We start from the raw sequence: 11874 nt of genomic DNA, 5'->3' as shown, positions 1-11874 counted from the left end.
CGTCGGCGGCACGTGCCGCCCGCCGGACGAAACCCTGCTCCTCGACCGACTTGACCAGCCGCAGGTCGTCCACCATGCCGGTGATGTCCTGCCAGCAGCCGGCACCGATCCCGTCGCGGAGGCGTTCGCCCAGCCCGAGCGACAGCCCCGCCGACCATGCCTCGATCCCCAGCACCCTGCCGGCGCAGCGCCCGTTCAGGTGGCGCGTCACGACATCCGCCGCCGTCTCGGACTCGTCATGACCCAGGAACAGCGCGTTGCGCACCATGTTGCGGATCGCCACCTGTTCCATCTGCCGCGTCACCAGCACCATGTCGCCCTCGGCCGGCACGATCAGGACATGGGGCGCGAAATACCCCCAGTGATCCAGCCCGCACAGGTAGAAGATGTTCTCCGGCGCGCTCAACAGCGCCACATCGACCCCGTGCCGGGCCATCGCGGCGCGCGTCGCGTCCACGCGGCGGGCCAGCTCGGCATCGCTGAAGGGATTCGCGTGCATGTTTCTTGCTCCTTTTGCGCGCCCGCCAGACGACGGCGGTGGCAAGGCAGGAGGCCGCGGAACATGCCCGCCTCGGGCGTCGCAGGTGCCATGATGCAGTCCTCCCGACCCGAGGCTGACCTCGCGGAGGCGAAACACCTGTTCCACCGGCGGCATATCCCGGCCCGCCGCCGACAAAGACCATTGCCAACGCCGCCGCCCGGCGGCTAGGCAATGCCGATACCGGCCCGTCGACCGGACCCGCCACCGGAGCCCCGATGAAACCTGCCGCGCTCTTGCTCACCGTCCTGACAGCCCTCGGCATCGCGGTGGGCACGCTCGGCCCGCCCGGCGACGGCGCCGGGGCGCTGCCGGTCGGCGACAAGACGGCGCATTTCCTTGCCTTCGCCCTGCTCGTGCTGCCCGCCGGGCTTGGCTGGCCGCGACAGGCGGTCTGGCTGGCGGCGGCGGCGGTCCTTTACGGCACGGTGATCGAAATTGTCCAGCCCGCCGTCGGCCGCAGCGCCGAATGGGGCGACCTGCTGGCCGATACCGCCGGGATAGCCGTCGGCCTGCTGCCCGGCCGCCTTCTGCAGCGACGCAACCGGATGTCCGCGGCCACGCGGGACACCCCTTAGCGCCGCGCTAGACCGGCTTTGCCTCGGGCTTGGGCTTGAGCACGTCCAGCGGGCGGCGCACCCTTTCGCGCAGACCGGGCCCCGACGGCGCCTGGACCCGCTTGCTGGCCTGCACGATCAGAACACCGCCCGCCGCGACGAAGGACAGCCGCCCGCCCAGCGTTTCCCACATGCCCGCGGTCCGCCGCCAGAACCGCCGGGACGAGGGCGGCTGGAACAGCGTGGTCGCGTGCTGTTCGGGCAGGAAATTGTGTGCCTTAAGCTGGTTTTCCAGCTGCGACTGCGAATACGGCCGCCCGTAGCCGAAGGGCGTGCGGTCGCTGCGCGACCACAGCCCGGCGCGGTTGGGGACCACGAACAGTGCCGAGCCGCCGGGCCCCAGAACGCGCCAGCATTCTTCCAGCACCGCCGTCGGCTGCTCGGACGTCTCGAGCCCGTGCATCACGAGCAGCTTGTCCACGTGTCCCGTTTCCAGCGGCCACGATGTCTCTTCGCACAGGACCGAGATGTTGGGCATCCCGGACGGCCAGCCGATCACGCCCTGCGGCGCGGGCATCAGCGCGATCACGCGCCTGGATTGCGCCAGGTAGGGCCGCAGGAAGGGCACGGCGAACCCGAAACCGACCACCGTCTGCCCCTTGGCCTCGGGCCAGAATGCCGCGAGGTCCGCGCGCACCGTCTTCTGCGCCGCGCGCCCGAGGGCGCTGCGGTAGTAGAAATTCCTCAGATCCTGCACGTCGAGATGCATTGCGGCGCCGTCCCTGATCGGTCAGTCTGAGCCTAGCAATAACCGGCAAATGGGGAAATACCATGACCTTGCAGATCGAAACCGTTCCTTGCCTGTCGGACAATTACGCCTTTCTGGCCCATGACCCCGAAACCGGGGACACCGCCGTTGTCGACGTCCCCGAGGCCGGGCCTGTCCTGCGCGCGCTCGACGCCCGGGGCTGGCGCGCGACCGATGTCTTGCTGACCCACCACCACGCCGACCACGTTCAGGGCCTTGCCGAGCTCCTGTCGGCCCATCCCGCCCGCGTCACCGGGGCCGCGGCCGACGCGCACCGCCTGCCCCCGCTGGACCGTCAGGTGGCAGAGGGCGACAGCGTGACCATCGGCGGCGAGACCGGCACCGTCATCGACGTGTCGGGCCACACGGTGGGCCACATCGCCTTCCACTTCCCGCAAAGCCGGGTGGCCTTCACCGGTGACAGCCTGATGGCGCTCGGCTGCGGCCGGGTGTTCGAGGGCACCATGCCCCAGATGTGGGAAAGCCTGCGCAAGCTCGCCGCGCTGCCCCCAGACACCGTGATATGTTCGGGCCACGAATACACGGAAACGAACGCGCGTTTCGCGCTGTCGGTTGATCCGGAAAATCCGGCGCTTATATCGCGTTCCGAGACGATACAGGCCGCCCGCGCCCGCGGGGAGCCCACCGTCCCATCGACCATGGCCGAGGAACTGGCCACCAACCCCTTCCTCCGCGCGACCGATGCGGAGCTGCAGGACGCGCTCGGAATGGCTGGCGCCGATCCGGGCAAGGTGTTCGCCGAGCTGCGTGCGCGAAAGGACCGTCTCTGAGCAACAAACCGGCCTTGATGCGTCGAACTGTCAGGAAAATTGAGCGCGGTTGACCAAAAAAAACTTGAAGGCCGGACCATATCGACCACACTTTAACGATATGAGGCCACGGTCGGAGCGCAAGCCGCCGGCCCAGATCAGAAGGAGCACTACCGTGCCGTCATTCTCGAACACGCTGGAACAGGCGATCCATGCCGCGCTGGCCCTGGCGAATGCGCGGCAGCACGAATTCGCGACGCTGGAGCACCTGCTGCTCGCCCTGGTGGACGAACCCGACGCCTCGCGCGTCATGAAAGCCTGCAGCGTCGATACCGAAGAGCTGCGCACCACCCTCGTGGAATTCATCGACGAGGACCTGTCGAACCTCGTGACCGACATCGAAGGGTCCGAAGCCGTACCGACAGCGGCTTTCCAGCGCGTGATCCAGCGCGCCGCGATCCACGTCCAGTCCTCGGGCCGGACCGAAGTGACCGGCGCCAACGTGCTGGTGGCCATCTTTGCCGAGCGCGAGTCGAACGCGGCCTACTTCCTGCAGGAACAGGACATGACGCGCTACGACGCCGTCAACTTCATCGCTCACGGCGTCGCCAAGGATCCGGCCTATGGCGAGTCGCGCCCGGTGACCGGTTCTTCCGACTCCGACGGCGAGAGCGCCAAGCCCGACACCGAGTCCGACGCCGTCGAAGCCGGTGAATCCGCGCTGGCGAAATACTGCGTCGACCTCAACACCAAGGCACGCAGCGGCGATGTCGACCCGCTGATCGGGCGCGACACCGAGGTTGAGCGCTGCATCCAGGTGCTCTGCCGCCGCCGCAAGAACAACCCGCTGCTGGTGGGCGACCCGGGCGTCGGCAAGACCGCCATTGCCGAGGGCCTCGCCTACAAGATCGTCAAGGGCCAGACGCCCAAAGTGTTGTCGAAGACGACGATATATTCCCTCGACATGGGCGCGCTGCTGGCCGGCACGCGCTACCGCGGCGATTTCGAGGAGCGGCTCAAGGCGGTTGTCAGCGAACTGGAGGAGCATCCCGACGCCATCCTCTTCATCGACGAGATCCACACCGTGATCGGCGCCGGCGCCACCTCGGGCGGGGCGATGGACGCCTCGAACCTGCTCAAGCCCGCGCTGCAGGGCGGCAAGCTGCGCTGCATGGGCTCCACCACGTTCAAGGAATTCCGCCAGCATTTCGAGAAGGATCGCGCGCTGTCCCGCCGGTTCCAGAAAATCGACGTGGTCGAACCCACGACCGAGGACGCGGTCAAGATCCTCAAGGGGCTCAAGCCCTATTTCGAGGAACATCACAGCGTCAAGTACACCAACGAGGCGATCAAGACGGCCGTCGAACTCTCCGCGCGCTACATCAACGATCGCAAGCTGCCGGACAAGGCCATCGACGTGATCGACGAGGCCGGCGCGGCGCAGCATCTCGTGGCGGCGTCGAAACGGCGCAAGTCCATCGGCCCGAAGGATATCGAGGCCGTTGTCGCCAAGATAGCGCGCATCCCGCCCAAGAACGTCTCCAAGGACGATGCCGAGGTGCTCAAGGATCTCGAAGGCACGCTCAAGCGCGTCGTCTTCGGGCAGGACACGGCGATCGAGGCGCTGTCCAGCTCGATCAAGCTGGCGCGGGCCGGCCTGCGCGAGCCCGAGAAGCCCATCGGCAACTACCTGTTCGCCGGGCCGACCGGCGTCGGCAAGACCGAGGTCGCGCGCCAGTTGGCCGATACGCTCGGGGTGGAACTGCTGCGGTTCGACATGTCCGAATACATGGAGAAGCACGCCGTCAGCCGCCTGATCGGCGCACCGCCGGGTTATGTCGGCTTCGATCAGGGCGGCCTGCTGACGGACGGGGTCGATCAGCATCCGCACTGCGTGCTGCTTCTGGACGAGATCGAAAAGGCGCACCCGGACGTTTTCAACATCCTGTTGCAGGTCATGGACCACGGCAGCTTGACCGATCATAACGGCCGCACCATCGATTTCCGCAACGTGGTGCTCATCATGACGTCGAACGCGGGCGCGACGGAACAGGCGAAATCGGCCGTCGGCTTCGGCCGCGACCGGCGCGAGGGCGAGGATACCGCCGCGATCGAACGCACCTTCACGCCCGAGTTCCGCAACCGTCTGGATGCCGTCATCTCCTTCGGCCCGCTGCCGAAGAGCGTCATCCTGCGGGTGGTCGAGAAGTTCGTCCTGCAACTCGAAGCGCAGCTCATGGATCGCGACGTGACCATCGAACTGACGAAACCGGCGGCCGAGTGGCTGGCCGAAAAAGGCTACGACGACAAGATGGGGGCACGCCCGCTGGGCCGCGTGATCCAGGAACACATCAAGAAACCGCTGGCCGAGGAACTGCTCTTCGGCAAGCTCGCCAAGGGCGGGCTGGTCAAGGTGGGTGTCAAGGATGGCAAGATCGACCTCAAGCTCGAAGGCCCGCAAAGCCCGCGCCTGTCGGGCAAGAAGAAACCGCCGCTGCTCACCGCCGATTGAGGTGTTGCGCCGGGCCGCGATTGCCGCCGCCACCCTCGTTGCGGGGGGTGGCGCGGCGGTGGCGGCCCCCGAACTGTCACTGCCCGTCGACTGCGACCCGGGGCAGACCTGTTTCATCGAGGATTACGTCGATGCGCGCCCCGGACAGGGGATGGCGGATTACACCTGCGGCCTGAAATCGCGCGACGGCCATCGCGGAACGGATTTCTCGCTGCTCTCCTTCGAGGCGATGGAAAACGGGGTTGCCGTACTCGCCGCCGCGCCGGGCCGGGTTGCCGCCACCCGCGACGGGATGAAAGACCGCCCCGTGACAGATGAAACCCGCGACAGCATCCGCGGCCGGGAATGCGGCAACGCCGTGCGGATCGACCACGGCGACGGCTGGCAGACCCTGTATTGCCACATGGCGCGCGGCAGCGTCGCGGTACGCGACGGCGACATCGTCGAACGCGGCGCCGTTCTGGGCCAAATCGGGTTGAGCGGCCTGACGAACGCGCCGCACGTGCATCTTGGCGTGCTCCGTAATGGCGCGGTGGTAGATCCGTTCAATCCTGGTGACAGCACCACTTGCGGCGCGGGTGACGGCAATGGGCTGTGGCAGGCCGCGCTGCCCTACACGCCCACGGGGCTGTTCACCGCCGGCTTCGCCACCGGCATACCGGATTTCGACGCCGTGAAATCCGGCGCCGCGCGCGTCCGGGCCTCCCGGCCGGATCAGCCGCTCGTTCTTTACGGTCATGCCTTTTACCCGGAACCGGGCGACAGGCTGCGCTTCACGGCGTCGGGACCGGGTGGCGAAATTTTCCGTCACGACCTGACACTCGAGGATCCCAAGGCGCAGATCATGCGCGCTTTCGGCAGCCGCAGCCCCGATGGCGGCTGGCCCGAAGGCGACTACCGCGGCTATGTCCGGCTGGAGCGCGACGGCACGGTCGTCGCGGTGCGCCACGCCGACATCACCGTGCGGCGTTGATCCGGCCGGCCCGGCCGGCCGGCTATTGCTCGGTCAGCTTCAATTCGATCCGCCGGTTCTGCGCCCGCGCCGCGGACGTGTCGGCGGGGTTCACCGGCTGGTACTGGCCGAACCCGTTGGCCGACAACCGGTCCGGCGGGATGCCCAGTTCGTCGATCATGTAGCGCACCACCGACAGCGCCCGCGCCTGGCTCAGTTCCCAGTTGTCCTCGAACCGCGCACTTTCGATCAGCGGCACGTCGTCGGTGTGACCGTCCACCCGGATCACCCAGTCGATGCCCTCGGGGATGTCGTCGGCCACGTTGCGCAGGATGCGCGCGACCTTGGCGATTTCCGCGCGCCCGTCGTCGGACAGCCGCGCCTCCCCCGGCGCGAAAAGCACTTCCGAGGAAAAGACGAACCTGTCGCCCTCGATCCGCACACCCTCCTGACTGCCCAGCACGTCGCGCAACCGCCCGAAGAAGTCCGAGCGGTATTTCTCGAGTTCCTCCTTCTCGCGTTCCAGCAGCCGGCGCTTTTCCTCCTCCAGTTCGCGGCGGCGTTTCTCCTCGGCCGCGACCCGGGCCAGCGCGGTGTTCAGGTCGCGCCCGAGGGTCTGCAACTGCACGTCGGCGGCCGCCTCGCGCGTCTTGGCCTCGTCCAGCAGCGCCTGAAGCTCGGAAAGCTGCTCGCGAAGCGCCGCCACCTGTCGGTTGAGCAGGGCCTGCTCGCGCCGGGCGGCGTCGGTCCGCGCCTCCTGCTCGGCCAGTTTCTCGCGGGCCTGCGCCAGCAGGGCGGCACGTTCCTCGGCTTGGTTCAGCGCCGAGTCTCGGGCCTCGCGCGCCTCCAGCCGCGCGGCCAACGCGGCCGCCAGCCGCTTGCGCACTTCGTCGGCCGCCATCTCCTCGGTCTCCGCGGCCTCCCGCGCGGCGGCGATCTGCCGGGCCAGCCGGGCCTTCGTGCTGCGTAGCGCCGCCTCGGCCTCGTCCAGCTTCAGGCGCAGATCGGCGATGACATCGGCATTCTCGACCGCCTCGCTCTCGGCGGCGACCTTGGCCGCCAGCGCCTCGGCAAGGCGTTTCTCAAGGCTCTCGTTCTCGGCGCCGAGCCTGTCGCGCCGGGTCCGCAGGGTGGCCAATTCCGCTTCAAGCGTCGCCAGCCGGTCCTCCACCGCCGTCTTTTCGGCCCCGAGCTCGTCACGCGCCGCGCGCATCGCCGCAAGATCGGCCTCAAGCCGGGCGAGGCGGTCCTGCAAGGCGGATTTCTCGTCGCCGAGGTCATCACGCTCGCCCCGCAGCGCGGCAAGGCTGGCCTCCAGCGTCGCCACGCGGTCTTCCAGCGTGCGCTTCTCGGCGCTCAGATCGCTCTCCGATTGCCGCGTCTCAGCCAACCGGGCCTCCAGTTCCGCCACCCGGCTTTCGAGGCTCTCGCGCGTCTCCTCGCGGGCGGCTTGTGCCGCGGCCGTCTCGTCGCGCGCCCGTTCAAGCGCGGCCTCGGCCGCCGCGATCCGCGCTTCCAGCGCCTCGCGCTCCGTCGCGCGTTCGGCGCGGACGGTCTCGGTTTGCTCGCGGGCCTGCGCAAGCGCCGCCTCGGCGGCCGCGATCCGCTCTTCCAGCGTCGCTTCGCGCGTCGCGAACTCCTCCCGTGCCGCATCAAGCGCCGCACGGCTGCGCACCAGCTCATCCGCGCGGGTTTCGGCCTCGGCCAGCGCCTGCGCCAGCGCGCGCTGCACCTCGTTCAACTGGGTCACGGTGGTTTCGTAGTCGCCGCGGGCCTCGTCGAGCTCGGCCTGCGCGCGGGCCAGATCGCCCTCCAGCGCGGCAACGCGGGAACTCAGCGCCTCGGCCTCGTCGGCGCGCGCGTCGGCCCTGTCGCTTACCGTCGCCAGCTCCGCCTCGGTCTGCTCAAGCGACATCAGCGCCTGCGCCAGCTGCACATCCAGATCGTCCCGCGCTTCCTCGGCGGCCGCCAGCATGGTCAAAGTCTCCTCGGCGCGGCGCCGTTCCTCTTCCAGCGCCAGCGTCATCGCCGTCAACTCGGCCTGCGACTCCTCCAGCTTTTCGCGCAGCGCCTCGGCGGCGGCCGCCTCGGCCAGCCGCGCCTCCTCCTCCGCGCTCAATTCGGATTCAAGCGTCTCGACCCGCGTGCCAAGCGCGGCCTGTGCCTGCTTGCCCTCGGTGTTGCGGCGGCGCAGGTCGGCCACCAGCGCCTGCAGCGCCTCGCGCCGCGCGGCGGCCAGCCGCGCTGCCTCGGTCTGCGCGTCCACCTCGTCCCGCAGATCCGCGAGGGCAAGCTGCAACTGTTCCTGTTCGCTCAGCAGCGTTTCGCGTTCGCCTTCCAGGTCGGAAATGCGGCCGAGGTTCGCCTCGCGGTCGGCCAACAGCCCGGCCACCCGTTCCTCGAAAGAGGCGATACGTCCGCGCGCCGCGTCCAGCGCGGCATCCTGCGCGTCCCGTTCGCTGCGCAGGGTCGCGATCAGCGCCGCCTGCTCCTGCTGTCGCTCCCGCGCATCGCCCAACGTGCTCCGCAACTCCCCCACGCGATCGGTCAGGTCGGCGTTGCGCTGCTCGGCCAGCCCCAACGCGCGGGACAGTTCCGCGACCTCGCCCGACAGTTCGTCAAGTTCGCTCGCCTGCCCGCTGATGGTTTCCTGCAGCACGAACTGGACCACCATGAAGATGGTCAGCACGAACATCAGCACCAGCAGCAGGCCCGTCATCGCGTCGACGAAACCGGGCCAGATCGACGCCTGGAAACGGCTGCCGGTGCGGCGCGAAAGGGCCATGGTCTAGCCCTCCTCCTCCCGGCTGGCGGGACGCGCCTGCGCGTGGCGCTCGGCCGCGGCCACGCCGCCACGCGCCTGCCCGAACACCTTTGACAGGGCTGCGAGGTCGGTGCGGATCTCGGCCATCATCTCCTGCCGGCCGGCGCTGACCTCCTCCAGAAGGCGCAGCATCTGCACATCGATCGAGCGCAGCCGCATCCGGCTTTCGGCGTCCAGCCCCTCGCCCGACTGCCGCTCGGCCTGCTTTTCCAGCTCCGCCAGCAATCTTTCCTGCCCCTCGGCCACGCGGTTCAGCGCAGCGTTCATCGGGTTGGCGTCGGTCAGGCGATGGGTCAGGCGCTCCATCGAATCCGCCAGCACGCCCAGCTTCTCGTCCACCCGGGCGCGATTGACATCCGATTGCGTCAGCGTCACCTGCAGGTTCTCGATCTGCTCGGCCATGTGATCGACCATCGCGGCCATCATGTTCTGGTCCTCGCCGCCCTCGCCATCGCCCGAGGCGAAGCCGACGCGGGTGATCGTGGACATCCATTCTTCCAGTTCCCGGTAGAACCGGTTCTGCCCGTGCCCGGCGAAAAGCTCCAGCAGCCCCACCACGAGCGATCCGGCCAGCCCCAGCAAGGACGAGGCAAAGGCCACGCCCATGCCGCCCAGCTGTTCCTCCAGCCCGGTCATCAGGCGGTTGAAAACGGCGATACCGGCCTCGCCCTCCTGCGGGGCCAGGCTGCGGATGGTGTCCACCACCGCCGGCACGGTCGTCGCGAGGCCGTAGAACGTGCCCAGCAACCCGAGGAAGATCAGCATGTTGACGATATACCGCGTGATCTCCCGGGCCTCGTCGATGCGCTGTGCGACCGAATCGAGGATCGAGCGCGCCGAGGACGACGCGATCTGCATCCGCTTGCCGCGCTGCCGCAAAAGCGTGGCAAGCGGCGCCAGCAGGCGCGGCGCCTTGCTCATCCGGTGGCCCGGCCGGTCGGCGGCGAAATCCTCGATCCAGCGCACCGACCCGATGAGCTGCAGCACCTGCCAGAAACAGGCGACGACCCCGATCCCGAACACGAACAGGATGAAGCCGTTCAGGTAGGGATTGGCCTCGAAAACCGGCAGCACACGCGGCAGCGCGAGGAAGGCCCCGGCCCCGGTCAGCCCGAGCACGACCAGCATCAGCGTGATCTGCCGGACGGGGTGGGAAAACTGCGGCTCGACCTCGCGGTCCGGCTGGTCCATGTGGACGGCTCCCGGCTCTGTCATTTCGGCGCCGACCCTACGCTTTCACGGCAAGCAAGCCAAGGCATTAAACCGTCAGTTCCCCGACCCGCCGCACCAGCCAGTCCAGCTCGTCATCGGATATGCCCAGATCGCCCAGATGCGCGGCGGTGTTGAAAAGATACTCGGTGTTCGGCCCGCGTCCGCCATGCGCCCGCGCGATGATCCGCGCCTGTTCCTCCAACGGCATGCCACCGCAATACTGCACATGCGCCGGGTCCACGACGTAGGTCACCGCCTCGACGCGCCGGCCGTCATCCAGCTCGATATCCAGCACCTGCTCAAGGTAGGCCGACGAGATCAGCTCGCGCTCCCGCAAGTAGCCCAGCACGGCGTCGGTCCGTTCCGGCGGCACCGAGAACCCCACGCCGCGGCATTTCGCCCCGCCGGCGGCGTCCAGCGCCAGCACCAGCCCCGGGTCGGCGTCCGTGCCCCGGTGGTGGACGCTGCGCATGCAGAAACTGCGGTGATACCCCGGCAACGTGGCCAGCACCCGCTCCGCCGCCTCGAAGCCCGGATTCCAGACCAGTGACCCGTACCCGAAAACCCACATCGTCATTTTGCTGTTCCTCGCGCTTTCAACGCCTTAAACACCATCTGGAAAGGGCATGAAAGGGGGCGACGGCATGCGGTTGCTGCTCGGGATCATCGTGACGGCCGCGGCGCTATGGGCGGGCTACTGGGTCGTCGGGGCACAGGCGGCGAAAACGGCCGCCGCCGGCTGGTTCGAGGCCCGCCGCGCCGAGGGCTGGGCCGCCGATTACGGCACCATGACGGTGCAGGGCTTTCCGAACCGCTTCGACACCGTTTTCACCGACGTCGCGCTTGCCGACCCCGAAACCGGGCTCGCCTGGAACGCGCCGCGGTTCCAGTTCAACACGCTCAGCTACCGGCCCGATCACGTCATCGCCGTCTGGCCCGACGCCCAGCGCGTGGCCACGCCGCGCGCCGGCTACGATCTTGCCAGCCGCGACATGCGCGCCAGCCTCGTCGTCACCGGCGGCACGCGCCTTGCGCTGGAACGCAGCACGCTGACCGCGGACATGATCACGATCAGCCCCGGCCAGGCCAACGGCACAAGCCGGGTCGAGTCGCTCACCCTCGCGGCCGAGCGCGACCGCGGCACCATCGCGACCTACCGGTTGGGCCTGCGCGCCGACGGGCTCGGCCCCGCGCCGCGCTGGAAGGCCCGCGTCGATCCCGCGGGCCGACTGCCCGAGGATTTCGACGCGTTCACCGCCGACATGACGGTGGCCTTCGACAAGCCGTGGGACCGGACGGCGATCGAGGTCGCCCGGCCGCAGCCCACCCGCATCAAGATCCGGCTGGCCGAGGCCCGGTGGGGCCGGCTCGAATTGCAGGCCGCCGGCACCGTCGACATCGGGGCCGATGGCCGCCCCGTGGGAGAGGTCACGGTCAAGGCGCGCAACTGGCGCGACATTCTCGACATGGCGGTGACCAGCGGCGCCGTGCCGCAGGGGCTGGCCGACACGCTGCGCGACGGGCTCTCGCTGGTCTCGCGCATGGCGGGCAACCCGCGCACGCTGGACATCCCGCTGGGCTTTCGCAACGGCCGCGTGATGCTGGGCCCGGTTCCCGTCGCCGCCGCCCCGGTCCTGCGCCTCCGGTGACATCCGCGCCCCGCGTTTCTTCTCGGCCGAAATACCCCGGGGGAGTCGCCCG

10 protein-coding genes are annotated in these 11874 nt (G+C 68.8%); 5 read left to right on the top strand and 5 right to left on the bottom strand.

Annotated features, from left to right (window positions below; translation table 11 throughout):
• Window positions 1-499: aminopeptidase P family N-terminal domain-containing protein (locus ACH107_RS24540; protein WP_412508139.1), on the bottom strand; the 499-nt coding region annotated here is incomplete at its 3' end.
• A gap of 257 nt (window positions 500-756) precedes the next feature.
• On the opposite strand from ACH107_RS24540, the gene ACH107_RS24535 reads away from it, so the two are divergent.
• On the top strand, window positions 757-1116 hold the full coding sequence (locus tag ACH107_RS24535) for a VanZ family protein (protein ID WP_412508138.1): 360 nt from the start codon (window positions 757-759) through the stop codon (window positions 1114-1116).
• A 7-nt stretch (window positions 1117-1123) separates the two neighbouring features.
• Here the strand turns inward: ACH107_RS24535 and ACH107_RS24530 are convergent, their stop codons facing one another.
• Window positions 1124-1864, bottom strand: coding sequence for a methyltransferase domain-containing protein (locus tag ACH107_RS24530; RefSeq protein ID WP_412508137.1), 741 nt, complete (start codon window positions 1862-1864; stop codon window positions 1124-1126).
• Window positions 1865-1926: 62 nt separating this feature from the next.
• Here ACH107_RS24530 and gloB point away from each other — a divergent pair, with 62 nt between their 5' ends.
• The 3 genes from gloB (at window position 1927) to ACH107_RS24515 (ending at window position 6158) form a co-directional block, all read left to right on the top strand.
• The gene (gene gloB, locus ACH107_RS24525) at window positions 1927-2694 is read left to right on the top strand and encodes a hydroxyacylglutathione hydrolase (protein WP_412508136.1); all 768 of its coding nucleotides are present in this window, start codon (window positions 1927-1929) and stop codon (window positions 2692-2694) included.
• Window positions 2695-2848: 154 nt separating this feature from the next.
• On the top strand, window positions 2849-5185 hold the full coding sequence (gene clpA / locus ACH107_RS24520; protein ID WP_412508135.1) for an ATP-dependent Clp protease ATP-binding subunit ClpA: 2337 nt from the start codon (window positions 2849-2851) through the stop codon (window positions 5183-5185).
• A 1-nt stretch (window position 5186) separates the two neighbouring features.
• Window positions 5187-6158 (top strand): M23 family metallopeptidase, encoded by a 972-nt coding sequence (locus ACH107_RS24515; RefSeq protein ID WP_412508133.1) that lies wholly within the window; start codon window positions 5187-5189, stop codon window positions 6156-6158.
• Window positions 6159-6180: 22 nt separating this feature from the next.
• Here the strand turns inward: ACH107_RS24515 and ACH107_RS24510 are convergent, their stop codons facing one another.
• The 3 genes from ACH107_RS24510 to ACH107_RS24500 form a co-directional block, all read right to left on the bottom strand.
• On the bottom strand, window positions 6181-8922 hold the full coding sequence (locus ACH107_RS24510; protein ID WP_412508132.1) for a peptidoglycan -binding protein: 2742 nt from the start codon (window positions 8920-8922) through the stop codon (window positions 6181-6183).
• A 3-nt stretch (window positions 8923-8925) separates the two neighbouring features.
• Window positions 8926-10152: a biopolymer transporter ExbB gene (locus tag ACH107_RS24505; RefSeq protein WP_412508130.1), complete on the bottom strand. Its 1227-nt coding sequence runs from the start codon at window positions 10150-10152 to the stop codon at window positions 8926-8928.
• A 67-nt stretch (window positions 10153-10219) separates the two neighbouring features.
• Window positions 10220-10750, bottom strand: coding sequence for a gamma-glutamylcyclotransferase (locus ACH107_RS24500; RefSeq protein ID WP_412508128.1), 531 nt, complete (start codon window positions 10748-10750; stop codon window positions 10220-10222).
• Window positions 10751-10799: 49 nt separating this feature from the next.
• Between ACH107_RS24500 and ACH107_RS24495 the strand changes: the two genes are divergently transcribed.
• Complete coding sequence (locus ACH107_RS24495; RefSeq protein WP_412508127.1) at window positions 10800-11822, top strand: DUF2125 domain-containing protein; 1023 nt, start codon at window positions 10800-10802, stop codon at window positions 11820-11822.
• Window positions 11823-11874: the final 52 nt, after the last annotated feature.

Source organism: Roseovarius halophilus (ex Wu et al. 2025) (genome assembly GCF_047086965.1).
Note: the sequence above shows the minus strand (reverse complement) of the source record. Positions and strands in the feature narration are given on the sequence as shown.

What these genes read in the sequence shown, in the direction of transcription:
- ACH107_RS24510 (WP_412508132.1), bottom strand. Translation starts at nt 8,922, where the DNA reads ATGGCCCTTTCGCGCCGCACCGGCAGCCGTTTCCAGGCGTCGATCTGG.
- ACH107_RS24535 (WP_412508138.1), top strand. Translation starts at nt 757, where the DNA reads ATGAAACCTGCCGCGCTCTTGCTCACCGTCCTGACAGCCCTCGGCATC.
- gloB (WP_412508136.1), top strand. Translation starts at nt 1,927, where the DNA reads ATGACCTTGCAGATCGAAACCGTTCCTTGCCTGTCGGACAATTACGCC.
- ACH107_RS24505 (WP_412508130.1), bottom strand. Translation starts at nt 10,152, where the DNA reads ATGGACCAGCCGGACCGCGAGGTCGAGCCGCAGTTTTCCCACCCCGTC.
- ACH107_RS24530 (WP_412508137.1), bottom strand. Translation starts at nt 1,864, where the DNA reads ATGCATCTCGACGTGCAGGATCTGAGGAATTTCTACTACCGCAGCGCC.
- ACH107_RS24500 (WP_412508128.1), bottom strand. Translation starts at nt 10,750, where the DNA reads ATGACGATGTGGGTTTTCGGGTACGGGTCACTGGTCTGGAATCCGGGC.
- ACH107_RS24495 (WP_412508127.1), top strand. Translation starts at nt 10,800, where the DNA reads ATGAAAGGGGGCGACGGCATGCGGTTGCTGCTCGGGATCATCGTGACG.